This window comes from Phenylobacterium sp. (assembly GCF_037968635.1).
Lineage (GTDB): Bacteria > Pseudomonadota > Alphaproteobacteria > Caulobacterales > Caulobacteraceae > Phenylobacterium.
In genome coordinates this window covers 25227-51263 of record NZ_JBBKVV010000104.1, presented here as the reverse complement: position 1 = coordinate 51263, position 26037 = coordinate 25227, and the positions used below count along the sequence as shown (strand labels likewise).

Genomic DNA, 26037 nt, shown 5'->3' with positions numbered 1-26037 from the left:
TGTCGCGCATTGTCACCACCGACGCCAAACCGTATCGCTCAAGGCGCGGGTCATGGCGACTCGGGGAGTTGGGCATGGCTGATCACGAGGCGTGGTTCGCAGCCGGCGGCGGCATGGAGAGCGTGGCGGGTTTCATCTCGCCGCGATCGGCCCGCGTCTTCTCGACCCTGCTGTCCTGGCAGACCCAGGCCGGCTTGCGGGGGCCCCTGGCCGAGATCGGCACCTACCATGGCAAGACCTTCGTGGGCATGGCCCTTGCGGCCGGTGAGGACAGGTTGCTGGGTGTCGACGTGTTCGAGGGCGACATCGCCGAGGTGCTGGTGGGGCACCTGACCCGTGTGGTCAGCCCGGAGGCTGTGGCCAATGTACGGTTCGCCAAGGCCGATTCCCGTACCATCGATCCGGCGGGATGGGCCGACCTTCTGGGGGCGCCGGCGCGCTTCGTCCACATCGACGGTGACCATGCCTATGAGGCGGTGTTCAACGACATCCAGTTGGCGGCCAGCTACCTGGTGGAGGGCGCGATCGTGGTGATCGACGACTACCTGCATGACTGGTTCCCTGACGTGACCGAGGGGATTATCGACAGCCTGAGGCAGGCGCCGAACCTCTATCCGGTGGCGGTGATCCCCCGATCTGGTCCGCTGATGGGCGGCGGCACCAAGCTGGTCTGCACAACAGAACACGCTGTGGAGCCCTGCTTCCGGCTGATCCAGGCGACCCTGCCGGAGCTGACCTTCCGCGCCGCGCGGATCGCCGACCGGCAGGCCCGCGCCTTCATGAATTACGACTAGGGCCGCCATGGCCGAACACTTCGACTACATCATCGTCGGCGGCGGCTCGGCCGGCTGCGTGCTGGCCAACCGGCTGTCGGCCGACCCGGCCAAGCGCGTGCTGGTTCTGGAGGCGGGCGGCAAGGACGACTGGATCTGGTTCCACATCCCGGTTGGCTATCTCTTCTCCATCGGCAACCCCCGCGCCGACTGGATGTTCGAGACTCAGGCCATCCCGGGGCTCGCGGACCGCAAGCTCGCCTATCCGCGGGGCAAGGTGATCGGTGGCTCATCGGCCATCAACGCCATGATCTATATGCGCGGCCAGGCCGCCGACTATGACGCCTGGCGGCAGACGGGGCTGGCCGGCTGGGGCTGGGATGATGTCCTGCCGCTGTTCCTGTCCCAGGAGGACCACATCGCGCCGGAGGGCGACCATCACCGCAGCGGCGGCGAATGGCGGGTGGAACATCCGCGCATGCGCTGGGAGGTGCTGGACTCCTTCGCGCAGGCCGCCGAGATGGCCGGCATCCCGGCGGTTGGAGATTTCAACGGCGGCGACAATGCCGGCGTCGGCTATTTCCAGGTGAACCAGAAGGCGGGGCGGCGTTGGAGCGCGGCGCGGGGGTTCCTCAAACCGGTGCTGACCCGGCCGAACCTGAAACTTGTGACCGGCGCCCAGGTGAGCCGGGTGTTGATCCAGGAGGGCCGCGCCATCGGGGTGGCCTGGACCCATGGGAGCGAGGCCTTCGAGGCCCGAGCCGACGGCGAGGTCGTGCTGGCGGCCGGGGCGGTGGGGACGCCGCAGATCCTGGAATTGTCGGGGATCGGCGACGGCCGCCGGCTGCGGGCCCTGGGGGTCGAGACCGTGCGACATCTGCCCGGCGTGGGTGAGAACCTGCAGGACCACCTGCAGATCCGGCCCTATTACGGGGTCACCGGCGTGCCGACCATGAACGAGCTCTACGCCTCCTGGTGGCGCCGGCCGCTGATGGCGGCGGAGTACGCCCTGTTCCGCAGAGGGCCGATGTCGATGGCGCCGTCGCAGCTGGGGGCTTTCGCCAGGTCTTCGCCCGAGCAGGCGACGCCGAACCTGCAGTTCCATGTCCAGCCCTTGTCCCTCGACAGGTTCGGAGAGGCGCTGCACCTGGCGCCGGCCATCACGGTCAGCGTCTGCAACCTGCGCCCCGCCAGCCGGGGCTCCATCCATGCCGCCAGCGCTGATCCGCGCGAGGCTCCCCTGATCCAGCCCAACTACCTCTCGACCCGCGAGGATGAGCGGGTGGCGGTGGACGCCATGCGCCTGGTTCGCGCCATCGTCGCCCAACCGCCCCTGGCGCAGTTCGCGCCGGTGGAGCAGCGACCGGGCGCGCAGGCCCAGAGCGACGACGAGTTGCTGGCTGCGGCCCGCACCCTGGGCACGACGATCTTCCATCCGGTTGGGACCGCCAGGATGGGCCTGGAGAGCGACCTCGGCGCGGTGGTGGATGCGCGGCTGCGGGTGCATGGCGTCGGCGCCTTGCGGGTCGCCGACGCTTCGGTGATGCCCACCATCACCTCGGGCAACACCAACTCCCCCACCATGATGATCGCCGAGAAGGCCGCGCGGATGATGGTCGAGGACGCCCGGCGTCAAGCCTGAGAATTTTCAGGTCGGGCTCGCAACCGCGCCCCGCGCCCCCTAAGTGAAGACGAGACGCGCCTCGGGCGCGGATAAGACCACAACACGGGATTGGAAACGCAGATGAGCAACGAAACTCAAGGGCTGGAGCTGCGCTCCCTGGTGAAGTCGAGCGGCGAGCTGGAATTGTCCCTGGCCACTGTTTCGCACCCTGAGCCCGGTCCCGACGAAATCCTGGTCCGCGTCCAGGCCTCGCCGATCAACCCGTCTGACCTCGGGCTGCTGCTGGGCCCCATCGACGTGGCCCAGGCCAAGACCTCGGGGACGGCTGATCGCCCGGTGACGACCGCCCCCATTCAGCCCAACTTCATGCGCGCCATGGCCGCCCGGGCCGATGAATCCATGCCCGTCGGCAATGAGGGCGCCGGCGAGGTCATCAAGGCCGGCGCCAACGTCCAGGCCCTGCTGGGCAAGACCGTCGCCATGCTGGGGGGCGCGATGTACGCCCAGTACCGCCTGCTGAAGGCCGCCGACGTCCTGGCGTTGCCGGCCGGCGCCACCGCCGCCGATGGCGCCTCGTGCTTCGTCAATCCGCTGACCGCTCTGGGCATGGTGGAGACGATGCGGATGGAGGGCCACAAGGCGTTGGTTCACACCGCCGCAGCCTCCAACCTCGGCCAGATGCTGAACAAGGTCTGCCTCAAGGACGGCGTCGACCTGGTGAACATCGTCCGCAGCGCCGAGCAGGCCAAGATCCTCAAGGACATCGGCGCCAAGCATGTGGTGGACTCCACCGCGCCTGACTTCATGGAAGAGCTGATCAAGGCGCTGGTCGCCACCGGCGCGACGCTCGCCTTCGACGCCATCGGCGGCGGCAAGCTGGCCGGCCAGATCCTCAGCGGGATGGAGGTCGCCGCCAACATGACGGCCAAGACCTACAGCCGCTACGGCTCCACCACCTACAAGCAGGTCTACATCTATGGCGGCCTGAACACGGGTCCCACCGAACTGAACCGCGCCTTTGGCATGTCCTGGGGCCTGGGAGGCTGGCTCCTGACGCCATTCCTGATGAAGATCGGCGCCGAGGCCGGCGGCAAGCTGCGCCAGCGGGTGCTGGACGAGCTGAAGACCACCTTCGCCAGCCACTATTCGCACGAGATCTCGCTGGCCGAGACCCTGAACCCCGAGATCATGGCCGGGTACAACCGCCGCGCCACGGGCGAGAAGTACCTGATCAACCCGAGCAAAGGCCTCACCTAGCTGTGAGCGGCGGGCTGACCCGGCGCGCCGCTGCGGGCGCGATCGGCGGCACGATGCTGCTGGGCGGCGGGCTGGGTTATGCCCAGACCCCGCCCGCCATGGCCCCGCAGATAACGCCGGACGATGAGGCGACGCTCGAGCCCACCCAGGTCGACAGCGGCAAAGACGCCTTCTCCCGCATCACCGTGCCGGTGACGATCGACGGCCAGGGTCCCTTCGACTTCATGGTGGATACCGGGGCCAATCGCTCGTGTATCTCCACGACCCTGGCTGCAAGGCTCGCCCTGCCGTCCGCAGGCAAGGTGGTGGTGAACACAATCATCGGCCGGCGCACCCGTCAGAGCGTGCTGGTTGACCGTCTGCAGGTTGGCAGCCGCGCCCAGCGTCGCGTGAAGGTCCCCGTCCTGCCCTTCGTGGGCACCGATATCGAGGGCCTGCTGGCGGTGGACTGGCTGCGCGGCCAGCGGCTGGTGCTGAACATGGCGCAGAAGCATGTCGCCATCACCAGCTCACGGCGTGATGTGAGCACGGTGAAGAGCGTGGTGGTGCCGGCGCGGCGGCATGCGGGGCAACTGACCATCGTCGACGCCGACATGGGCGCCAGGCCGATCAGCTGCATGATCGACTCCGGGGCCCAGCTCTCCATCGGCAATCCGACCTTGCGCAGGATGCTCGACCCGAGGATCGAGCGGAAGCTGGAGAAGGTGACCATGGTCTCGGTGACCGGTGAGACCTTCGTGGGGGACTTGCTCTATCTGCCGTTCCTACGGGTCGGCGGCTTGCAGTTGGGCAATGTGCCGGTGGTGTTCGCCGACCTGTCGGTCTTCGGCCTGTGGGGCCTTGGGACGAAGCCCGCCCTGGTGCTGGGAATGGATCTGATGGCGGAGTTCACCTCGGTGGCTCTGGACTTTGGGCGCTCCACCGTCACCTTCGAGATCGCGTAGCGCTGCCGCGCGGGTCGGGGTCAGCGCCCGGCCACGCCACCCGACCTTGGCGTATCGGCAAGACCGCCAGCCACGTCTGCATGATCGAGACCGGCCAGCGGCGGATCGACACCCTGAAATTCTATAAGGTCGCGCGCTCGGTGGGCGTGGAGCCGGTGGCCCTGTTCGAGCGACTGTCGGCGCGGCTGGATGGGTTGGCGAAGCCGGGCAGGGCCTAGAGGGTCTTCTCCAGAACGACGAAGGCCAGGTCGTCCCGCAGGGGGTCGCCGAAACGTTTGTCGCCATAGGGAAACGGCCGGGTCTCGCCGGTGGGGTCGTAGCCGCGGCGGGCGTACCAGGCGATCAGGGTGTCGCGGATGTTGACCACGGTCATGCGGATGCGGCGCGCGCCCTTGCGCTCGGCGATGGCTTCGGCGGCGTGCAGCAAGGTTCGGCCCAGGCGCCGCGCCTGGCGGTCAGGGCGAACAGTCAGCATGCCCAGGTGCCAGACACCGGCTTCCGCCGGCTCCAGCCAGACCGTCCCCAGCAGGGGGGTGTCGGGATCGTCTCGCCACATGAAAAGCCCCGCGCCTGGTGTCTCAGCGAGATCGCGGGTCAGGGTCACGAGATCCGTGCGCTGGCCCTCGAGAAAGTCAGCTTCGGTGGTCCAGCCCTGGCGGGACGTCTCGCCGCGATAGGCGGCGTTCACGAGGTCGACGATGACGGGCAGGTCGGCGGCGGTGGCGGGATAGAGCGGCATGAATTCCTAAAGTCATGGGCGGTGTTTCGCCGCAAGCCCGGGCCTGGGCCTATTCTCCTTGCGCGGCGTTCGACCCCTAGCGGCCGAACGGCGCCTCGAGGCTGTCCTGGGGCTGCGTGAACCAGGCGGCCCCGTCCTGCGTGACATGGAAGTGGTCTTCCAGCCGGACGCCGAAGGTCTCGGGGATGACGATCATGGGTTCGTTGGAGAAGCACATGCCGACCGCCAGCGGCGTCTTGTCCCCGCGCACCAGATAGGGCGCCTCGTGGATCGACAGGCCGATGCCGTGGCCGGTGCGGTGGGGCAGGCCGGGCAGATCGTAGTCTGGGCTGAAGCCTCCGGCGGCGAGCACGCGGCGGGCGACGGCGTCGATCTCCTCGCAGAGAACGCCGGGCTTCACGGCGGCGAAGGCGGCGGCCTGGGCGCGTTTCTCGATCTCCCAGACACGGGCCTGGTCCGGGGTCGCGTGGCCGAAGACGTAGGTGCGGGTGATGTCGGAGTTGTAGCCCTCAACCTTGCAGCCGGTGTCGATGAGCACGAGGTCGTTCTTGACCAGGGCCTGCTCCCCCGGCAGGCCGTGGGGATAGGCGCTGGCCACCCCGAACTGCACCGCGCAGAAGGACGAACCATCGTCGGCCCCGAGCGCGCGGTGGGCCTGGTCGATGAACCGACGGACCTCACCCGTGGTGATCCCCGGCGCCAGGATACGGGCGGCGCGGCGGTGGACCTCCAGGGTCATGGCCTTGGCCTGGGACATCAGGGCCAGTTCGGCGGGCGACTTGATGGATCGGCAGCCGTCCACAGCCGGAGCGCCGTCCAATAGGGCGAGCTCGGGGGCGGCCAGGCGCAGACCGTTGAAGACGAAGAAGGGCAGGGCGGGGTCTATGGCCAGGGACGTGGCGCCCAGGTCGGCCAGGGCCCGGGCGGTGAGGACGTAGGGGCTTTCATGCTCCTCCCAGAGCAGGAGTTCGGCCTCCACCAGCAGGGCGGCCTGCAGCGAGCCCAGCTCGAACCGGGGGCAGATCATCTTCAGCGGGCCGGTGATCGGCAGGATCATCGCCACAAGTCGCTCTGTGGGGTTCCAGGCGACGCCGGTGAAATAGCGCAGGGACGGCCCGGCCCCGATGATCAGGGCCTCGGCGCCGATCTGACCCATCAGTTCGCGGGCGCGGGCGAGGCGGGCGGCGCGTTCCGCAGGCCCGATGGCCGGCGCCTTGGGCCAGGGCGCGAGGTCGGCCAGCTGGTCTTCCGCCGTCGATCCGCCGATGCCGTGGGTCATCCGATGCTCCTGGTCTAGCTCTACGCCGCCTCCACCCCTACAACGTCACGCCATGGCAGGCAGTCAGGATTTCGCCGTCGATCCGCGCAACGCGGCGGCCCGGCTCTATCTCAACGGCGATCTCGTCAGGCGCGAGGACGCCAAGGTGTCGGTGTTCGACGCCGGGTTCGTGCTGGGGGACGGTGTCTGGGAAGGCCTGCGCCTGCACAAGGGCAGACTGCTGTTCCTGGAGACCCATCTCGACAGGCTCTATGCGGGGCTGAAGGCCATCGCTCTGGACATCGGCCTGACGCGCGAGCAACTCACGGCCGAGATCTGGAAGCTGCTGGACGGCAACGGCATGACCGACGGCGCCCACCTGCGCCTGATGATCACCCGGGGCGAGAAGGCCGCCGCCAACCAGGACCCGCGCAACTGGCTAGGCACGCCCACCATCGTCATCACCGCGGAGTACAAGTCGCCGAGCCCGGAGATCGTCACTCGAGGCCTGTCGCTGTTCACCTCCAGCATCCTCTGCACCCCGGTCCAGATGTTCGACATGCGGCTGAATTCCCACTCACGCCTCAACCTGATCACCGCCCTGCTGCAGGCCATCGAGGCCGGCTGCGACGAGGCGCTGATGCTCGATCCCAGCGGCTTTGTCTCGAGCTGCAACGCCACCAACTTCTTCTTTGTCCGCGAGGGCCGGGTGATGACCTCCACCGGCGACTTCTGTTTCAACGGGGTGACGCGGGGCAATGTCATCGCGCTCTGCCGCGCCAAGGGTATTCCGATCACGCTGGGCGACTTCAGCCTGGACGATGTCTACGACGCCGACGAGGCCTTCGTGACCGGCACTTTCGGCGGCTTGACCCCCGTGCGGGAGATCGACGGCCACCTCCTGCCAAACGCCCTGCCGGGGCCGGTGACCGCCGGGCTGCGGGCAGCCTATGAGGACCTGAAGGACGCGCAGGCGTCATGACGGAGACCGTGCGGATCGCCATGTGGTCGGGGCCGCGCAACATCTCCACGGCCATGATGCGCAGCTTCGAGAACCGCCCCGATACCGCTGTGGTGGATGAACCGTTCTACGCGGCCTATCTGGCCAGGACCGGCCTGAACCACCCGATGCGGGACGAGGTCCTGGCCTCGCAGCCGCAGGACTGGCGCGAGGTGGCCGCCGCGATGGCCGGACCGGCGCCGGGCGGGGCGGCTGTCTTCTACCAGAAGCACATGACCCACCACATGTTCGACGGGGTCGGCCTGGCCTGGATGGACGCCTGCCGCAGCGCGTTTCTGATCCGGGATCCAGTCGCCGTCCTGGCCTCCTACACCGTCAAGCGGGCCGAGGTGACACTGGCCGACATTGGTGTCGCCCGTCAGAGGGAGCTGTTTGATCGCGAGGCCGATCGCCTGGGCGCGGCGCCTCCCGTGGTGGAAGGCCGCGACGTGCTGGCCGATCCGGCGCGTATGCTGCGCGCCTTGTGCGAAGCCCTTGGCATTCCATTCCGCGCCGAGATGTTGAACTGGCCCGCGGGCCGGCGCGATACCGACGGGGTCTGGGCGCCGGCCTGGTATGACGCGGTGGAGCGGTCCACCGGGTTCGAGCGGCCCAAGGAGAGCCGCGAGGTCCAACTCTCCGGCGATCTGCGCCGCATCGCCGACCAGGCCCGGCCGCACTACGAAGCCTTGGCCGCCCACGTTCTCCGTTAGCCAGGGTCAGCGACCCGACATTTCCCGGCGCCATAAACCCGATCTCAATGCTCACCGAGCATGTTCGCCAAGGTTTGGGGATTTTTGGGGCCGATGAGTTCGCAACGACGTTTGCCAAGTGCGAACCTGACGCCCGACGATCTGTCGGGTCTCAAGATCCTCGTGGTGGATGACCACGCCAACACCCTGCGTCTGATCACCGACGTGCTGCGGGCCGGTGGCGTAGGGGATGTCTATACCGCCCCGGACGGCCATCGCGCGCGCGAACTGCTGCGCCACCGCTGTCCGCACATAATCTTCACCGACTGGTCGATGCCGGTGATGGACGGGCTGGAGCTGGTGCGCTCGATCCGGCGCGCCGCGATCCATCCCGATCCCCTGGTGCCCAACGCCGAGGTGCCGGTGGTGATGGTCACCGGCCAACGGAGTGAGCGCGACGTGCAGGTCGCCCGCCTGGCCGGGGTCAATGAATTTGTGATCAAGCCCTTCACGCCGGCGGCCCTGCTGTCGCGCATTCAGCTGGTGCTGAGGAAGCCCAGGCCCTTCATCATCAGCGAGGCCTATGTCGGCCCCGACCGGCGCCGGAAGGTGGAGTTGAACTATTCGGGGCCGCTGCGCCGCACCTGTGACCCCGAAGAGGTGGCCGACGAGGTGGAACGCGAGATCGCCCGCGAGACCATCAGTGTCGAGCTGGAGGCCATGCGCCGCCTGATCGCGGCGCGCGGCGGCGTGGACCGCGCCACCCTGCAGATGATCTACCGCGTCATGCAGCACACGACCTTCCGCGCCCGGCAGGTGCGCGACAAGTCCGTGGAGCGCGCCTCCCAGTCGATGATCGCCTATGTGGACGCCATGGGCGGTCCGGACGCCTGCGACCCGGCGGTGATCGAGATCCACTTCGACGCCATCCGCAATCTGCTGAGTCAGAACGAGATTGAGCCTGTCGAGGCTGACCGCATCGCCCGCAACCTGGAGGCGGTGGTCTCCCGCAAGAGCGCGCGGCGTCTGGTGGCGGTGGGCTAGAGGCCTATATAGGTCGCCCATGGCCGAAGCTTTCAACGACCTGACCCTGCCCGACGACAAGGCCACCCGCTATGCAGCGGTGGCCGAGGAGATCGCGTCCGTTCTGGACGGCGAACCCAATCGCACCGCGCGGATGGCCACCATCGCCTCCATGCTGGCCGCCAGCTTCGAGCACTATTTCTGGACCGGCTTCTATGTGGTCGACCCCGACAAGGAACGGGAACTGGTGGTGGGACCCTATCAAGGGACGCTCGGCTGCCTGCGCATCGCCTACGGGCGCGGGGTCTGCGGCGCGGCGGCCGCGACGGGCGAGACCCAACTGGTGCCCGACGTCCACGCCTTCCCGGGCCATATCGCCTGTGACGGGCGGTCGGCTAGCGAGGTGGTGGTGCCGGTCTTCGATCACGCCGGAAAGCTGATCGCTGTCTTCGATGTCGACGCCACCGAACCCGCGGCGTTCGACGCGGTGGACGCCGCCTGGTTGGAGAAAATCCTCAAGGCGTCGTTCGCCGCGGATCGTTAGGATTCAGGTAAGGCTGACGGCCGGTTAATTTCATATAAAACAATAAGATAGCCCCCGTCGAAGACCCGCCTTGCGACCGCTGGTTCCGGTCGCCTCTGGCGCGAAAGAGCACACCTTCCAGGGCATGTGAATTGCAGCGCGGAAGTCCACCTTTCCCTAACCGGGACAAGCTAGGGCTTAAGACGATGCTGAGTGCCGAAACCTTCCACCCGAGCGACCTTTCGCAGGCCGACATCGCCACCTGGCGGATGCTGTGCGCCAGCCGGCCGGAATTCGCCAATCCGCTGATGGGCCCTGATTTCGCCCAGGCGGTGGGCCGGGTTCGCGCCGATGCCCGGGTCACCGTCTGGCGCTGGCCGGGTCGCACCGCAGGGTTCCTGGCCTATCACCGCCGTCCGGGATGCTATGCCCGGCCCATCGGCGCGCCGCTGTCGGACTATCACGGCCTGGTGGCCGAGCAGGGTCTGGACGCCGACGAGGCGATGGCCGCCGCCGGCCTGTCGGTCTATCGCTTCACCGGCCTGACCGACCCGAACCTGGCCTTCAAGGGCTTCGGAGCCGTGGCGCGCGAGAGCTTCGTGATCGACCTTACGACCACCGCTGAGGCCTATCTGGAGGCCCTGCGCGCCGCCAGCCCCAAGCGGTTCAAGAACTATCGCCGGCTGGATCACAAGCTGGACCGCGAGGTCGGCGAGTTGTCGATCCGGGGCGCGGATCGCGACACTTCGGCCTTCAACACCCTGCTGCGCTGGAAGCGTGAACAACTGGCCCGGACCGGGGCGCACGGCTTCCTGGACGCCGACTGGACGCAAGGGCTGTTGCAGGCGCTGTTCGAGCGCCAGGACGGCGATTTCCAGGGGCTGATGGTCAACCTCTATGCCGGCGATCGGCTGGTGGCGGGACATTTCGGCGTTCGTCAGGGGGGCGTCTACCACCCCTGGATCGCGTCGACAGACCCTGAACTCGGCGCCTGGTCGCCGGGCCAGGTGTTTCTGGGCCGCGCCATCGCGGCCATGCCGGAGATGGACCTGACCACCTATGACCTCGGCCCGGGTCACGAACACTATAAGCGCCCCTATGCGCTGACGACGCGGATGATCGGTGAGGGCGTGGCCACGGCCGCCAACCTCGGCGGTCGGGCGGCCCAGATCTCGGAGCAGGCCTGGAGCCTGGCCGGCGCCCATGGCGTGGGACCGGTGGGCAAGCTGCGCCGTCGCCTGGATATCATCGCCAGCAGCGAACTCTCCTTCGCCGGCCGCGCGCGCGGCGTGGCCCAGGCCATAGGCTCTCGCGTGCGCCGCCAGCCTGCCGAGCTGGAGTCCGTCTGACCCCATGCCCTCGCCGCGTGTCAGTCTGATCATTCCCACCCAGCGACGCCTGGATGGACTGGCCACGGCGGCGCGCTCGACCTTCCGCCAGGCCGGGGTTGATCCCACGACCCTGGAACTGGTGGTGGTGGACAACGACCAGGTTCCTTCGGCCCACGCCCTGGCGGAGACCCTGGCGGCTGAGGCGCCGTTCCCGGTGATCTACGTGCATGAGGCCGACCCCGGCGTCGCCAACGCCCGAAATGCGGCCATGGCCCAGGCGCGGGGCGACTACATCGCCTTCCTGGACGATGACGAGGAAGCGCCGACCGGCTGGCTGGCCGCCCTCCTGGCGGTCCAGGCCAGGTACGACGCCGACGTGGTGTTCGGTCCGGTTCGGGGCCGGGCGCCCGCCGGCGTGGTCAGGCACCGCGCCTATCTGGAATGGTTCTTCTCCCGCGTCGGCGACGGCGCGCGAGAGGGGCTGATCGACCACTATTACGGCTGCGGTGACAGCCTGCTACGTCGCGCCAGCCTTCCCGATCCCAAGGCCCCGTTCTCGGCGATCCGCAACCAAATCGGCGGCGAGGACGACCTGTTGTTCGGCGGCATGCACACCAAGGGCGCCAGGTTCGCCTGGGCGCCGGACGCCTGGGTCTGGGAAGACCCGGTCCCCAACCGCCTGACCCTCGGATACACGATCCCGCGAGCTTTCTCCTATGGCCAGGGCCCCACCAGCCACTGCGCCGCCCGCACGCCACCCGACCGCCTGGGCGTCGCGCGCTGGATGGTGATCGGGGTTGGCCAGGCCGGCGTGTTCGGCCTGCTGGCGGGCCTGCAATGGCTGATCCGCAGCCCGCGCTTCGCCTTCACCCTGGACCGCGCCGTCCGCGGCTTGGGCAAGACCCTGTGGGGCGGCCCTTTCAAGATCCACTTCTACGGCCTGAGGGCTCCGACATGAGCATCATCACCGATTGGACGCCTGAGAAGGGCGCCGCCTTCACAAGACAGAACCTCGCCTTCGAGCACGGACTGCACGAGCGGCCGATGTTCAATGACGAGGGTCTGGAGCAATTGCTGGACCGCTATCCGCGCGAGAAGCTGGGCGTCTTCACCATGGGCGAGGACCCGGTGGCCTGGACCACCTGGCGACGGGGTTCGGCCGGGACGCTGTCGGGTTCCAAGCTGTTGGAGGCCGCCCAGTCGGGCCGCATCTGGCTGAACCTGCGCGAGACCAACCTGCACCTGGCCGACTACGCTGCCCTGGGAGACGAAATCTTCGCCGAGAAGGCCGCCCATGCGCCGGGTCTGCGCACCTTCAAGCGGGACCTCGGGATGCTGATTTCCTCGGCCAACGCCCAGGTCTTCTACCATCTGGATGTGCCATTGGTGTCGTTGTGGCAGTTGCGGGGACAGAAGCGGGTCTGGGTCTATCCGGTGGCCGACCCCTATGTGGGCGACGAAGCGCTGGAGAAGATCGTACTGCGGGAAACCGCCGAACAGTTCGCCTTCAATCCCGCCTGGGACAAGGGGGCGGAGGTTCACGACCTGACGCCGGGCAAGATGGTGACCTGGGCCCAGAACGCTCCGCACCGGATCGAAAACGGCCCGATGCTGAACGTCTCACTCTCCATCGAATTCATGACCCCCCAGGCGCTGCTGCGCGCCAATGTGATCTACGCCAACGGCGTCCTGCGCCGCCGGCTGGGGGCTCGGCGACCCCGCATTCAGGACGGCTTCACGCCGGGCGCGCTGGGCAAGCTGGCCGTGGCGCGTGGCGCCAAGGCGCTGAAGCTGCAGAAGCCCAATCCCCGCGTCCTTCCCACCAGTTTCAAGCTGGACGGCGAGCGGCTGGGAAGCCTGCTGCCGGTCTAGCCGGCCCGGAAGATGACGCCCCGTTGGCTTCCGTGACGGCGCCCGCCTAGACTGGATTTCGACGCGCAAGAGACGCGCATTTCCAAAGGGAGCGGAACCATGGGCGAAGCCTATATCGTCGCGGCCTCACGCACGGCCGGCGGCCGCAAGGGCGGCAAACTGAAGGATTGGCATCCGGTCGACCTGGCCGCCAATGTCCTCAACGACCTCGTCGACCGCACCAAGGCCGATCCGGCCCTCATCGAGGACGTGATCATGGGCTGCGTCGGCCAGGTGGGCGAACAGGGGATCAATGTCGGCCGCAACGCCGTGCTGGCCTCGCGTCTGCCCGAGAGTGTGCCCGGCACCAGCGTCGACCGTCAGTGCGGCTCCTCGCAGCAGGCTCTGCAGTTCGCGGCCCAGGCCGTGATGAGCGGCACGATGGACATCGTCATCGCCGCCGGCGTCGAGAGCATGACCCGCGTGCCCATGGGCCTGTCGGCAGCGCTGCCGGCCCAGAACGGCTTTGGCAACTATATGAGCCCGGGCATCCAGGAGCAGTATCCGAATATTCAGTTCAGCCAGTTCATCGGCGCCGAGATGGTCGCCAAGAAGTACGGCCTGAACCGCGACCAGCTGGACGAGTACAGCTTCCAGTCCCACCAGCGCGCCATCGCCGCCACCCAGGCCGGCGCCTTCAAGAACGAGATCGTCGCCATCGAGGTGACCGACGCGGAGGGCGTCAAGACCCTTCACACCGTCGATGAGGGGATCCGCTTCGAGGCCAGCCTCGAGGGCATCAAGGGCGTGAAGCTCCTGCGCGAAGACGGCAGCCTGACGGCGGCGTCCTCCAGCCAGATCTGCGACGGCGCCTCGGGCGTGATGATCGTCTCTGAAAAGGGCCTGAAGGAACTGGGTGTGAAGCCGCTGGCCCGAATCCACCACATGAGCCTGCTGGGCCACGATCCCGTCATCATGCTGGAAGCCCCGCTGCCGGCCACCGAACGCGCCCTGAAGCGCGCTGGCATGACTGTCGACGACATCGACCTGTTTGAGGTCAACGAAGCCTTCGCCTCCGTGCCCGTGGCCTTCATGAACTCGCTGGGGGTCTCGCGGGACAAGATCAACGTCAACGGCGGCGCCATCGCGCTGGGTCACCCCCTGGGCGCCTCGGGCACCAAGCTGATGGCCACCCTGCTGAACGCCCTGGAATCCAGGGGCGGCAAGTACGGTCTGCAGACCATGTGCGAAGGCGGCGGCATGGCCAATGTGACCATCGTCGAACGCCTCTAGCCGGCTTGGCTTCCTTCTCCCCGTGCGGGAGAAGGAAGCCTCGCTGCATCGGGGACTTGAGTTGAGCCAGCCACGCATTGTCGCCGTCACCGGCGCGTACGGAATTCTCGGCGCCGCCGTGGCCCGCGCCGCGGTCGGGCAGGGGGCCAAGGTCGCCCTCATCGATTTTTCAAGGACTCCGCCCGCCGGGCTGTTGGAGGCCTGCGGGCCAGACGCGCGGGCGCTGCCGGGCGTGGACCTAACCGATCCCGACGCGGCCAAGGCCGCCGTCGATGAAGCCGCCGCGAAGTTCGGCGGGCTGGATGTCCTGATCAATGTTGCGGGCGGCTTCGCCTGGCAGACCCATGCCGATGGCGACCCGGCGGTCTGGGACAATCTCTACGCCATGAACGTGCGCACCACGGCCAATGCGGTCCGCGCCGCCATTCCGCACCTGAAGGCGAGCGTCGCCGGCCGGATCATCAACATCGGCGCGAATGGCGCAGTGAAATCCGCTGCGGGCATGGGCGCCTATGCCGCCTCCAAGGCCGGGGTTCATCGCCTGACCGAGAGCTTGGCTGAGGAACTGAAGGGCCAGGTCACGGTCAACGCCGTGCTGCCCTCGATCATCGACACGCCCACCAACCGCGCCGACATGCCCGACGCCGATTTCGCCAGCTGGGTTACCCCCGAGGAGCTGGCCGCAGTGATCCTGTTCCTGGCCTCGCCCGCCGCCAGCGCGGTCACCGGCGCCCTGATCCCGGTCACCGGCCGGGTCTGAACCGCCAAACTTGTTACGCCAAAGCCGCACGGAGGGGCGAATCGTCCCATCGAGGCGAGGACGGGTGGCGAGGGCTTACGAAGTAAGACAGAACCGTGCCCTGTTCCGGGGGAGGGGCGCGTGATGGGTATGCTGATGATCGCGGCGGCGGTGGCCGCTCTGGCTGCGGGCGAGCCTCCCGTCGCAGTGACCCCCGCGAAGGCCGCCACCTCCGAAACCGGCGTCATCGCCTATCCCGCCAGCTTCTTCGCGGAGGCCTCGCCCTCGACGGCCTACGACATGGTGATCCGGGTGCCAGGCTTCTCCTTCGAGAAGGGGACGGTGGTGCGTGGCCTGGCCGGCTCCGGCGGCAACGTCCTCATCGACGGCGAGCCGGCGGTGGCCAAGAACGACGCCCTCGACGAGATACTCAGACGCATTCCGGCCGGGGCCGTGGCCCACGTCGACCTGATCCGTGGCGGCGCGCCGGGCATCGACATGCAGGGCCGCACCGTCGTGGTCAACGTGGTGCGCAAGTCGACCGCCGGCTTCCGCGGCGCGACGACGACAGGCGCCTATGCGGTCTATGACGGCCGGATCCTGGGGAGCTTCCGGGCCGAGGGGCAGTGGCGCTGGGCCGGTGGAAGGTCGGCGGAGGCCTCGATCATCCTGGGCTATGGACCCGACGACCAGTTGGGGGACGGCCAGCGTATCCGCACCGCGGCGAACGGTTCGACCTTGATCCTCTCCGACGTGGACGCCGACGGTAAGGGCCTGAAGCAGTGGACCACCGGCGCCTATGAGACCCCGCTGGCCGGGGGCAAGCTGCGGCTGAACGCGGCCTACATGTTGACCCCCTATTCGGCCGAGATCACCGACCGGTTCCGCTTTCCGGGCGGCAAGGAATACCAGTACGACACCATGGACCGGCTGCAGGCCGAAGTGGGTGGGCGTTTCACCCGCCACCTGACGCCACGCCTGGACGTGGAGGCCGTGGCCTTCCAGCAGTGGAATAACAACAACACCAAGTCGCGGTTTGAGGGCGTCAACCTGGTCCGGCAGTTCGAGGGCGACCGGAAGACTACCGAGAGCGTTGGACGCGGACACGTGCGCTTCGCCCAGTCACCGGCCTTGACCTGGGAGTTCGGCGGCGAGGGCGCTTACAACAAGCTCGATAACACCACGACCCTGTTCCAGAACGCGGTGAAAGTCCGCTTGCCGGCCGCCAGCGTGCTGGTGACCGAGAAGCGCGGAGAACTATTCGCCACCGCGACCTGGCGTCCCAGCGAGGCGATCTCGGCGGAGGCCGGCCTGCGCCAGGAGCGGTCCACGATCGTGTCGGAGGGCGACGTCCTGCTGGAGAAGCAGTTGCAGTTCACCAAGCCGCGGATCGCGGTGACCTGGTCGGCGACGCCGACGACCCAGCTGCGTGTGCGGGTCGAGCGTGAGGTCGGGCAGCTCAACTTCGACGACTTCGTGGCCCCGTCGTCCGTGGCCAATACGGGTACGGTGATCGCGGGCAATCCCGATCTGTCGCCGCAGCAGGCCTGGGTGGTGGAGGCCGCCATCGAGCAGCGGTTCTGGAACAACGGCGCGGCGATCCTGACCCTACGGCACTACGAGCTCACCGACGTCATCGACCGGGCGCCGATCTTTGGGCCCGGCGGCAGCGTGGCCGATGCGCCGGGCAATATCGGCGAGGGGACCAAGGACGAACTGCAGGCCAGCCTCAGCCTGCCGCTCGACCGCTTCCGCATTCCCGCCGGCCAACTGAAGGCCCAGGCGGTGTGGCGGCGATCGGAAGTGACCGACCCGCTGACGCTCCAGCCGCGCCAGATCTCGGGCCTGCGCCACATGGAGTGGGACCTGCACTTCAGCCAGGACCTGCCCCGCTGGAAATCCAACTGGGGGATCGACGTCAACAAGGGCGGCTCCAACGCCAACGACGCCTATGGCTGGCGCGATCGCGCGTTCCGACTGTCGGAGATAGAAACCCGGAAGCTCGACCCCTGGGTCACCCTGTTCGGGGAGTACAAGCCCAAGCCAGACCTCAGTGTGCGGCTGGAGCTGATGAACCTCACCGAACGCAGCGCCCAGCGCACCCGCGAGGTCTATGCGGGGCCGCGCGACCGCAGCGCTCTGCTCTACACCGACGTGCGCGACCTCCGCTGGGGTCGGATGTGGAACCTGCGGATCCGCAAGAGCTTCTAGGGGGCGGTGGGGGCCTGGGCCGTCGGCGGGTTGGCGCTGGCCACGCGCCAGACAATGTCGCCGCTGTCGTCGGCGACCAGCAGGGCGCCGGTGTTGTCCACCGCCACCCCGGCTGGCCGGCCCTGCGCCTCGTCCTTGGCGTTCAGGAAGCCGGTGAGGAAGGCCTGCGGCGGGCCGGAGGGCTCGCCCTTCACGAAGGGGATGAAGACCACCCGATAGCCGTTCAGCGGCTTGCGGTTCCAGGAGCCGTGCTGGCCGATGAACACCCCGCCCTTGTAGGCCACCGGGAAGGCGTCGGCCCGGTAGAATGCCAGGCCCAGGGAGGCGGTGTGGGGGCCGAGCGCGTAGTCGGGAACCAGGGCCTTGGCCACTAGGTCCGGCTGCTGGGGGCTGACGCGGGTGTCCACGTGCTGGCCGTAATAGCTGTAGGGCCAGCCATAGAAGCCGCCCGATGTGACGCTGGTCATGTAGTCGGGGACCAGATCGTCGCCCAGTTCGTCTCGCTCGTTGACCGCGGTCCAGAGCTTGCCGGTGACCGGCTCCCAATCCATGCCGTTGGGATTGCGCAGGCCGGTGGCGTAGGGGCGGCTCGGGCCCTCGGGCAGGGTGAATTCGACGATCTGGGCGCGGCCCGCCTCGGCCGGCAGGCCGTTCTCCCCGATGTTGGAATTGGAGCCGACGGTGGCGTACAGCTTCTGCCCGTCCGGACTGGCGATGATGTTCTTGGTCCAGTGGTGATTGATCGGCCCGCCGGGCAGGTCGAAGACCTTGGTCCCGGTTCCCTTTACCTGGGTCTGGCCTTCGGAATAGGGGAAGGCGACGATGGAGTCGTCATTGGCCACGTAGAGGGTGTCGCCCACCAGGGCCATGCCGAAGGGGCGCTTCAGCCCTTGGGCGAAGATCGCCTTGGTGTCGGCCACGCCGTCTCCGTCGGAGTCGCGCAGCAGCATTATCTTGTTCGGGCTGACTTGCAGGGCGCCCGCCCGCTTCTGAATGACCTGGGCGATCCAGTCCTTGAAGGTCTCGGGCTTGCCGGCCTCCGACGATGACTCCGCGGCGAGCACATCGCCATTGGGCAGGACCAGCAGCCACCTTGGATGATCCAGGCCATCTGCGAACCGGGTGACGACGAAGCCGGGCGGCGCCTGGGGAGCGGCGTCCTTGGGCCAGCCGACGAACTTGGCGACGTTCACCGTCGGCAGTGCGCTCTGAGTTGGCTCGGGCAGGGCGGGCTTGGGGCCGAAGCCCACGAAGGGGTCGGAGGCGCCCTTGCCGCAGGCGGTCAGGCCCAGCGCCGCAAGGGTGGTGGCCAATATCACCGAACGCATGGGCGGCTCCCTGATCCCCGACCCTTGGACAATGCGCGGCTCGGCTTCGGGTTCAGCCTAACACGGGCGCGTTCGGCATGACGGCGTCGCTATGCCGAACCGGAAGGAATCATCGACAGAGAAGCTGCCGGTCGCGGTCTTGTGATGATGGCTGAGCGGGACCCAGCAGGTTGACGGATCCCTCACGCGGACGGAAGCTGGCAAGGTGAAGCTTCAACAGGAAGCGCATTCGGGGCGGCAATCATGAGCGTTGAACTGACGATGCTGACCTATTCGGTCGGCCTGCTTTTCGTGCTGGTCTTCATCCAGGCTCTCGCCGGCATCCGTGCTCAGGGCGCGGTGCCCCTCGCCAACTCCCGCGACGACCTGCCGCCGCCGAGCGGTTTCCACGCGCGGATGAAGCGGGTGGTGGACAACCATCGGGAGGGGCTGGTGATCTTCGCGCCCCTGGTGCTGGCGGCGGCGGTCGCCGGGGTGACCAGCGGGACAACGGTCCTGGGGGCGCAACTTTTCTTCTATTCGCGGGTCGCCCACGCGGTCCTCTACATCTTCGGCGTTCCCATGGTGCGGCCGATCGCCTGGGCCGTCGGTCTTGTGGGCACGGTGATGGTGTTTGCCGCCTTGGTGGGCCTGGCCTAGAGCGTTTTCTGGGCGCCTCCCGACCGGGGAGGCGTGACAGGAGGTTTGCATGACCCGCCATCTCGGCTCCTGCCATTGTGGGGCGGTGACCTTCGCCATCGAGGCGGAGATTGACCACCTCACCGCCTGCGACTGCTCTCTCTGCGTGAAGAAGAACGCGCGGATGGTGCGGGTACGCGAGGACGCCTTGGTGATCTTGTCGGGCGAGGATCAACTGGGCGCCTATGTGTGGAACACCCACCGGGCGCGGCACCACTTCTGCCGGACCTGCGGAATCTATGTCTTCCACCGCAAGCGCGCGGCGCCCGACATGTATGAGGTCAATGCCTTCTGCCTGGACGGGTTTGATCCCTCCAGATTTCCGGTGTGCGCCAGCGAGGGGATGGGCATGTCGGTGGAGGTCGATGGGGCTCGAGAGGTCTGGCCGGGACCAAGGGGGGCTTGAGGCGGGGTTGCAGCCTTCGTCGCGCGGGCGTATGGCGCGGCCATGCTCGATCACCTGAAGGCGAACAACAAGGCTTGGGCCGCGCGCAAGATCGCGGCTGACCCCGGCTTCTTCAAGCGACTGAAGGGGCAGCAGGCGCCGGACTATCTGTGGATCGGCTGCTCCGACAGCCGCGTTCCGGCCAATGAGATCGTCGATCTCGATCCCGGCGAGCTGTTCGTGCACCGCAACGTCGCAAACCTCGCCCCGCCGCAGGACGCCAATTACCTTTCGGTGCTGCAGTTCGCCGTCGACGTCCTGAAGGTGAAGCACATCATGGTGGTGGGTCACTACGGCTGCGGCGGCGTGGCCGCGGCGGTGGATGGACAGCGTCGGGGCTTGGTGGATCACTGGCTGCACCCCATTCGCGAAGTCCATGAGGAGCACAGCTGCGAACTGGCCGCCCTGGCCGACGACGCCGCTCGGCTGGACCGCCTGTGCGAGTTGAACGTGATCCGCCAAGTGAAGAACGTGGCCACCGACGTCTTCGTGCAGGACGCCTGGGCCAGGGGGCAGAACCTCTGCGTCCATGGCCTCGTCTACTCGCTGGAAAACGGCCTGTTGAAAGACCTCAATGTTTCGGTCGGCAACCACTGCGAAGAGTAGATCCGGCGCGGCCCGATCCTCGCCAGGACGCCTGATCCCTTACTGAGAAGCTCTTTGCGCGAATTTGGCCGCGCCATGAGCCGTCGCGTGCCTGCTGGTTCGCCTCGATTTTGTGTATAACTTAAGTAACGCAAAATACAGATTTGATTAAGTCCTTATTCACCGTGAAGATAAACCACAGTTTAAACGGAATGCCCGAAAAGCGTCTTCGACAAGTTCAATCAATAACCAAAACGCAAAACACAGTCGGGAAAACATTCATGAAGATCTTCGCCGCTTTCGCCGTTGCCGCCGCCGTCTCCGCCTTCGCCGTCCCCTCCTTCGCCGCCGATGGCGTGGTGAGCGTCGACAGCGTGCGCATCGCCCTGGCCGGCAAGTCCGACGCCCAGGTTCGCACCGAGATCCGCGACGCCGCCTCGACGGTCTGCGGCGCCCTGACCGGCGACTGCTGGGCGAACGCGGTGCGCAAGGCGAACGCCGACTTCAGCGCCATCAGCCGCGCTCGTCAGCCCGCCGCGCCGGCTCCGGTTCGCGCCGCCAAGCTTGAGGACGGTCGCGCCACCGTCGCTTCGGTTCGCGTCGCCCTGGTGGGTCGTTCGAACGACCAGATCCAGGCCGATATCGCCGCCGCCGCCAACACCGTCTGCAAGGCGACCAACGACTACGCCCCCGACTACCGCGCCTGCGTGACCGGCGCCGTGCGCTCGGCTCAGCTGCAACTGCGCCAGCTGGCCCGCCTCGAGGGTTCGAGCCAAGTCGCCTCGATGTAGGACACCTTACTCCGTAAGGTGTTGAAGCCGCCGGCGCTGGTCCCCCCAGCGTCGGCGGTTTTCGTTTGTGCGCCTGCCGCCACGTCACACTTGGCCTGATCGCCGGGAGGCCTAGACTAGGGTCAACGAACCAAGACGTGGAGGAACCGACATGGCCGATTTCGGAGGCGATCTCGAACTCGAGGAATTCCGGACGCAGGCGCGCGCCTGGCTGGAGGCCAACTTCCCAGCTTCGCTGAAGGGCAAGGGCTTCCTTGCCGCGACCGAGGTGACGACCACCAACGCCGAGCTCAACGCCTGGCGCAAGGCCATCGGCCTCAAGGGCTGGGCCACCCCTACCTGGCCAGCGGAATATGGCGGCGGCGGCATGTCACCCCAACATGCCCGGGTGCTGACCCAGGAGATGGGCAAGATCGGCGCCTTCAACCCCCTGATGTTCGGGATGGGCGTGACGATGATCGGGCCGACGATCCTGGACTACGGCACCGAAGAGCAGAAGAAGCAGCACATCCCGCCCATCGTGCGTGGCGAGGTCCAGTGGTGCGTGGGCTATTCCGAGCCCGGCGCCGGGTCGGACCTGGCCTCCCTGCAGATGAAGTGCGAGGACGCCGGCGACCACTATGTGATCAACGGCCAAAAGACGTGGACCAGCGGCGCCCAGTATTCCGACTGGTGCGGCGCTCTGGTGCGCACCGACTTCTCGGCCAAGAAGCATGAGGGCATCAGCTTCATGCTGATCGACATGCACCAGAAGGCCATCGATCCGCGGCCCATCGCCCTGATCGCCGGCGCCTCGCCGTTCTGCGAAACCTTCTTCACCGACGCGCGGGCCGAGAAGAACGGCCTTCTGGGCCCCTTGAACGGCGGCTGGACGGTGGGCAAGCGTCTGCTGCAGCACGAGCGCGCCAGCCAGACGGGAACCGGCGGCGGTGGCCGCACCGTGCCGCTGAACGAGATCGCCAAGCGCTATGTGGAGGTTGATGAGGACGGCCGCATCGCCGACCTGGACCTGCGCACCCGCCTGACCCGGCACTTGATGGACGCCCGCATCCACGGCCTGACCCTGGTCCGGGTGATGGCGGAATCCAAGGAAGCTTCGGGGGCCACCAACGGCGCCTCGGTGCTGAAGAACTCCGCCACGGTGGTGTCCCAGGGCCGCGCCGAGCTGACCCTGGAGATCATGGGGCACCAGGGCCTGGGCTGGCAGGGTTCGGACTTCAACCAGGAAGAGATCGAGACCGTGCGCGGCTGGCTGTCGGGCAAGGCGATGTCGATCTATGGCGGCTCGGTCGAGATCCAGAACAACATCATCTCCAAGCGGATCCTGAACCTGCCGGACAACACCCAGTCCACCTGACGGGTGACGTCAAACCGACTCAATCGCGGTGGTATGTCGGGCGAACCACTTTAGCGAGACGCATGCCTTGCCGAGTCCCGACACCCGCCCGTGGCGCCAGCGCCTGGCCGCCTATCAGCAGCCGCACGCCGGACGCTCGATCCTGGAGATCGTGATCACCGCCGCACCCCTGGCGGCGATCTGGGTTGGGGCCTGGGTGGCCTCCCACTTCGGGCTGTGGTGGCTGGCCCTGTTGCTGGCGGTTCCGGCGGCGTTGTTTCTGGTGCGCCTGTTCATGGTGCAGCACGATTGTAGTCACCGGTCCTTTTTTCGCACGCCCGCCGCCAATGACTGGATCGGCCGGGTGATCGGGGTGCTGACCCTGACGCCCTACGACTGCTGGCGCCAGACCCACGCCATCCACCACGCCACCTCCGGCGACCTCGACCGCCGAGGCCTGGGCGACATCCTGACCCTCACCGTAGACGAGTACCGCGCCCTCCCGCTGTGGCGGCGGATCGGCTACCGGCTCTATCGCCATCCGGTGGTGCTGTTCGGCATCGGCCCGGCCTATGTCTTCCTGCTGGAGCAGCGCCTGCCCAGCGGGCTGATGAAGGGCGGCTGGCGGCCCTGGTTGAGCGCCATGGGCACCAACCTGGCCATCGCCGCCTTCCTGCTGATCGTCGCCCTGCTGGCCGGCTGGCCCGCCCTGCTGCTGGTCAACCTGCCGACCCTGGTGATCGCCGCCTCCATCGGGGTCTGGCTGTTCTACGTCCAGCACCAGTTCGAGGGCACCTACTGGGCGCGCCGGGACGACTGGGACCTGACGGAGGCGGCGCTGAAGGGGGCGTCGCACTATCACCTGCCGCAGCCCCTGCGGTGGATGACCGCCAATATCGGCGTGCACCACGTGCACCACATCTCCAGCCGCATCCCCTTCTATCGGCTGCCCGCCGTGCTCAAGGACCATCCGGAACTGCGTGAAGCCGCCCGCCTGTCCGTGCCCCAGAGCATCCGTGCGGTGCCGCTCTCGCTATGGGACGAGGCCAGCGAGCAGCTGATCTCCTTCCGCCAACTCGCGCGCCAGACCCGCCTGGCCAGGGCCGCCTAGAGGTTCAGCTTCACCACGGCGGCGTCGAAGGCCGCCATCTCGGCGGCGGAGCCGACCGTCACGCGGCTGCGGGTCGGCCAGATCGGCCAGGAGCGGCCGATGGCGACGTTCTCCTTGGCGAAGGCGGCCTGGACCTCCTTGGCCGGCTTCTTCCAGTCCACCATGAAGAAGTTGGCGTCCGAGGGGACATGCTCAATGCCGCGCTTGTCGAGGAGCGCCAGGCTCTTGGAGCGCACCGCGATCATCTCGTCGCGCCGGGCCTTGATCAGCCCGGCGGCGGTCAGGCTGGCCGTGCCGCAGACCAGGGACGGATTGGGCAGGGCGAAGCTGGCCATGCCGCCGTCATAGCGCATGGTCTTGGTCATCAGGTCAGGCCGGGCGATCGTCGCGCCCAGACGCATGCCGGCCATGCCGAACAGCTTGGAGAAGGTGCGCAGGACGATGATGTCCTTGTTCTGCGCGGCCAGGTAGGCGCCGGGCTTGGCCTCCGAAAAATGGATATAGGCCTCGTCCAGCAGGACGATGGAGCCGGCGGGCTTGTTGGCCAGCAACCACTCCACATCGGGCAGGCCGGTCAGGGTCGCGCTCGGATTGTTGGGGGTGCAGATGTAGTAGACCCCGGCGTTGGGATCGGCGGCCAGCATGGCCTTCACATCGTGGGCGTAGTCGGCCTTCAGCGGAACCTTGGACACCTTCACCCCCAGGTACTGGGCGACGCTCCCGGCCAGTTCAAAGGTGGGGTCGGCGGTGACCAGGCCGCGGGTCGGCGAGCAATAGGTGACGATGATGCGCGACAGCGGATCGCTGGACCCCGGCCAGGTCATGATGTGGCTGGTGGGCACGCCTTCCACCGAGGACAGCGCCTGGGCGAAGGCCTCGCGCTGGGAGCCGGTGTAGCGGTTACCGGTGGCGATGGCGTCCGCCGCAGCCTTGGCGCCGGGCGCGAGAGGGCCGGTCCAGCACTCGTTGGCCCCGATCAGCACCATGCTCTTGGCCTCCTGCGCCACGGCGGGGCCGGCGAGCGCCGTGCCCAGGGCTGGGGCGGCGGCGAACAGGCTGAGCACCTTGCCGATGCTGCGACGGGAGTAGCCGCGGCTGGTGAGGTCGGAGAGGGCCTCGTCGGTGAGTTCGGTGCGGGCGGTCATGTGGAAGTCCCCAGGGTTGGCCCTTGGAGCTTAGGCGTGTGGGGACCGGTGGCAATGACGGTGGGCGTTCGGGACCACGATGGCGGCCGCCTGTTCATTTGTTGAGCGCTGCGGCGTCCAGGCGCCGTCAGAAGTTCTTGTTATGTTCTGGACACGATGAGGCACTTATGCACTTGAGATACCACGATTGATTTGATAGGGTTTTCTCAACAAGCGAGAAACCCGATGTCTACCGACCTGACCGCCCCGATTTTCCACGATGAAGACGCCGCCCGCGCTCACTTCCAAGCGCTGCGCTGGCCGCATGGTCCGGTCTGCCCGCATTGCGGCGTGGTCGATAACGCCACGGAGATGAAGGGCCGCACAACCCGTCCGGGTCTGTTCAAGTGCAAGGAAAAGGAATGCCGCAAGCCGTTCACCGCCACGATGGGCACGGTTTACGAGCGCTCGCATATCCCGCTGCATAAGTGGCTGCTGGCGACGCACCTGATGTGCTCGTCAAAGAAGGGGATCAGCGCTCACCAACTGTTCCGGATGCTCGGCTTCGGCTCCTACAAGACGGCCTGGTTCATGGCGCACCGCATCCGCGAGGCGATGAACCTGCCCGCCGAACCGTCCCCGCTGGGCGGCGAAGGCAAGTTCGTTGAGGTCGATGAGACCTACGTGGGCGGCAAAGAGGCCAACAAGCACAAGAACAAGCGCAACTCGCGCGACATGTTCGGCCGCAAGGAAGCCGTGATCACCCTCGTTGAGCGCGGCGGTCGCGCCCGTTCTTTCCACGTCGCCAACGTCACGGCGAAGACCCTGCGCCCGATCATCGTCAAGACCGCCGACCGGGCCTCTCACCTGATGACGGACGGCGCCCGCATGTACCCAGCGGTTGGCAAGGAGTTCGCCGCTCACAGCGCCGTCGATCACGCCGCTGGCGAGTATGTCCGCCACGGCCTGCATCACTCCAACACGGTCGAGAACTACTTCTCGATCCTCAAGCGCGGGATCACCGGCACGTTCCACCACGTCTCGGAAGCGCACCTCTCGCGTTATCTAGTGGAGTTCGATTTCCGCTACTCGAACCGCTCGGGCCTCGGGATCACCGACAGCATGCGAGCCGACGAGGCCGTGCGCGGCGTGGTCGGCAAGCGCCTGACCTACCGACAGCCTCGTAAAGCCGCGTAGCCGGAAGCAGAAGGCGCGGAAGCTTCAGGCGAAGCGGCACCTTGGGACTCGGAACGGATCGTGAATCACCCTAGACGGGTAGTGCCCGGCGACGCGCCAACGTCGACCGGGCGTTCCGAAACCGCCTGTGTGGGGCGGGCCGAAGGCAAAGGGATACTCTCTGAGTCACCCTAGACGGTCAACC

Annotated in this window: 26 protein-coding genes; 22 read left to right on the top strand and 4 right to left on the bottom strand. The window is 67.3% G+C overall.

Annotation, left to right across the window (positions count from 1 at the left end; genetic code table 11):
• Nucleotides 1-74: 74 nt before the first annotated feature.
• From AAC997_RS12535 to AAC997_RS12515, 5 genes are all read left to right on the top strand, one after another.
• The gene (locus AAC997_RS12535; protein ID WP_340646035.1) at nt 75-794 is read left to right on the top strand and encodes a class I SAM-dependent methyltransferase; all 720 of its coding nucleotides are present in this window, start codon (nt 75-77) and stop codon (nt 792-794) included.
• 7 nt (nt 795-801) lie between these two features.
• Complete coding sequence (locus AAC997_RS12530; RefSeq protein ID WP_340646034.1) at nt 802-2415, top strand: GMC family oxidoreductase N-terminal domain-containing protein; 1614 nt, start codon at nt 802-804, stop codon at nt 2413-2415.
• Between the two features lie 102 nt (nt 2416-2517).
• Nucleotides 2518-3654 (top strand): zinc-binding dehydrogenase, encoded by a 1137-nt coding sequence (locus tag AAC997_RS12525; RefSeq protein WP_340646033.1) that lies wholly within the window; start codon nt 2518-2520, stop codon nt 3652-3654.
• 2 nt (nt 3655-3656) lie between these two features.
• Nucleotides 3657-4598, top strand: coding sequence for a retroviral-like aspartic protease family protein (locus AAC997_RS12520; protein ID WP_340646032.1), 942 nt, complete (start codon nt 3657-3659; stop codon nt 4596-4598).
• Between the two features lie 80 nt (nt 4599-4678).
• Nucleotides 4679-4816: a hypothetical protein gene (locus tag AAC997_RS12515; RefSeq protein WP_340646031.1), complete on the top strand. Its 138-nt coding sequence runs from the start codon at nt 4679-4681 to the stop codon at nt 4814-4816.
• Here AAC997_RS12515 and AAC997_RS12510 read toward each other — a convergent pair.
• The gene (locus AAC997_RS12510; RefSeq protein WP_340646030.1) at nt 4813-5337 is read right to left on the bottom strand and encodes a GNAT family N-acetyltransferase; all 525 of its coding nucleotides are present in this window, start codon (nt 5335-5337) and stop codon (nt 4813-4815) included. The two genes, AAC997_RS12515 and AAC997_RS12510, sit on opposite strands and share 4 nt — an antisense overlap.
• A 76-nt stretch (nt 5338-5413) precedes the next feature.
• Complete coding sequence (locus tag AAC997_RS12505; RefSeq protein ID WP_340646029.1) at nt 5414-6616, bottom strand: Xaa-Pro peptidase family protein; 1203 nt, start codon at nt 6614-6616, stop codon at nt 5414-5416.
• A gap of 52 nt (nt 6617-6668) precedes the next feature.
• On the opposite strand from AAC997_RS12505, the gene AAC997_RS12500 reads away from it, so the two are divergent.
• The 10 genes from AAC997_RS12500 (at nt 6669) to AAC997_RS12455 (ending at nt 17258) form a co-directional block, all read left to right on the top strand.
• Nucleotides 6669-7577 (top strand): aminotransferase class IV, encoded by a 909-nt coding sequence (locus AAC997_RS12500; protein WP_340646028.1) that lies wholly within the window; start codon nt 6669-6671, stop codon nt 7575-7577.
• Complete coding sequence (locus AAC997_RS12495; RefSeq protein WP_340646027.1) at nt 7574-8308, top strand: hypothetical protein; 735 nt, start codon at nt 7574-7576, stop codon at nt 8306-8308. Before AAC997_RS12500 ends, AAC997_RS12495 begins: the two co-directional genes overlap by 4 nt.
• A 93-nt stretch (nt 8309-8401) precedes the next feature.
• Entirely contained in the window at nt 8402-9331 is a 930-nt protein-coding gene (locus AAC997_RS12490; protein WP_340646026.1) for a response regulator, read from the top strand.
• Between the two features lie 19 nt (nt 9332-9350).
• Nucleotides 9351-9854 carry a GAF domain-containing protein gene (locus AAC997_RS12485; RefSeq protein WP_340646025.1) on the top strand — a complete coding sequence of 168 codons (504 nt, stop codon included), beginning with the start codon at nt 9351-9353 and terminating at the stop codon, nt 9852-9854.
• A 185-nt stretch (nt 9855-10039) separates the two neighbouring features.
• A complete protein-coding gene (locus AAC997_RS12480) occupies nt 10040-11182 on the top strand; it encodes a GNAT family N-acetyltransferase (RefSeq protein WP_340646024.1) in 1143 nt (380 codons plus the stop codon).
• A 4-nt stretch (nt 11183-11186) separates the two neighbouring features.
• Nucleotides 11187-12122, top strand: a complete 936-nt coding sequence (locus tag AAC997_RS12475) for a glycosyltransferase family 2 protein (RefSeq protein WP_340646023.1) — start codon at nt 11187-11189, stop codon at nt 12120-12122.
• Nucleotides 12119-13036, top strand: coding sequence for a hypothetical protein (locus AAC997_RS12470; protein ID WP_340646022.1), 918 nt, complete (start codon nt 12119-12121; stop codon nt 13034-13036). Before AAC997_RS12475 ends, AAC997_RS12470 begins: the two co-directional genes overlap by 4 nt.
• Before the next feature lie 99 nt (nt 13037-13135).
• The gene (locus AAC997_RS12465; RefSeq protein WP_340646021.1) at nt 13136-14308 is read left to right on the top strand and encodes an acetyl-CoA C-acetyltransferase; all 1173 of its coding nucleotides are present in this window, start codon (nt 13136-13138) and stop codon (nt 14306-14308) included.
• Between the two features lie 61 nt (nt 14309-14369).
• Nucleotides 14370-15068, top strand: coding sequence for an SDR family NAD(P)-dependent oxidoreductase (locus AAC997_RS12460; RefSeq protein ID WP_340646020.1), 699 nt, complete (start codon nt 14370-14372; stop codon nt 15066-15068).
• Between the two features lie 123 nt (nt 15069-15191).
• Entirely contained in the window at nt 15192-17258 is a 2067-nt protein-coding gene (locus AAC997_RS12455; RefSeq protein WP_340646019.1) for a TonB-dependent receptor, read from the top strand.
• Here the strand turns inward: AAC997_RS12455 and AAC997_RS12450 are convergent.
• Complete coding sequence (locus tag AAC997_RS12450) at nt 17255-18586, bottom strand: sorbosone dehydrogenase family protein (protein WP_340646018.1); 1332 nt, start codon at nt 18584-18586, stop codon at nt 17255-17257. The two genes, AAC997_RS12455 and AAC997_RS12450, sit on opposite strands and share 4 nt — an antisense overlap.
• 243 nt (nt 18587-18829) lie before the next feature.
• On the opposite strand from AAC997_RS12450, the gene AAC997_RS12445 reads away from it, so the two are divergent.
• From AAC997_RS12445 to AAC997_RS12420, 6 genes are all read left to right on the top strand, one after another.
• Nucleotides 18830-19225 carry an MAPEG family protein gene (locus tag AAC997_RS12445; protein WP_340646017.1) on the top strand — a complete coding sequence of 132 codons (396 nt, stop codon included), beginning with the start codon at nt 18830-18832 and terminating at the stop codon, nt 19223-19225.
• A 49-nt stretch (nt 19226-19274) separates the two neighbouring features.
• A complete protein-coding gene (locus AAC997_RS12440; protein WP_340646016.1) occupies nt 19275-19670 on the top strand; it encodes a GFA family protein in 396 nt (131 codons plus the stop codon).
• Between the two features lie 42 nt (nt 19671-19712).
• A complete protein-coding gene (locus AAC997_RS12435) occupies nt 19713-20315 on the top strand; it encodes a carbonic anhydrase (RefSeq protein ID WP_340646015.1) in 603 nt (200 codons plus the stop codon).
• A 260-nt stretch (nt 20316-20575) separates the two neighbouring features.
• Entirely contained in the window at nt 20576-21085 is a 510-nt protein-coding gene (locus AAC997_RS12430) for a hypothetical protein (protein ID WP_340646014.1), read from the top strand.
• 151 nt (nt 21086-21236) lie between these two features.
• A complete protein-coding gene (locus tag AAC997_RS12425; protein WP_340646013.1) occupies nt 21237-22442 on the top strand; it encodes an acyl-CoA dehydrogenase family protein in 1206 nt (401 codons plus the stop codon).
• Nucleotides 22443-22509: 67 nt separating this feature from the next.
• Complete coding sequence (locus AAC997_RS12420) at nt 22510-23532, top strand: fatty acid desaturase (protein WP_340646012.1); 1023 nt, start codon at nt 22510-22512, stop codon at nt 23530-23532.
• Here AAC997_RS12420 and AAC997_RS12415 read toward each other — a convergent pair.
• Complete coding sequence (locus AAC997_RS12415; protein ID WP_340646011.1) at nt 23529-24677, bottom strand: pyridoxal phosphate-dependent aminotransferase; 1149 nt, start codon at nt 24675-24677, stop codon at nt 23529-23531. The genes AAC997_RS12420 and AAC997_RS12415 overlap by 4 nt on opposite strands.
• A 225-nt stretch (nt 24678-24902) precedes the next feature.
• Here AAC997_RS12415 and AAC997_RS12410 point away from each other — a divergent pair, with 225 nt between their 5' ends.
• Complete coding sequence (locus AAC997_RS12410) at nt 24903-25853, top strand: IS1595 family transposase (protein ID WP_340646010.1); 951 nt, start codon at nt 24903-24905, stop codon at nt 25851-25853.
• The last annotated feature ends 184 nt before the right edge of the window (nt 25854-26037 follow it).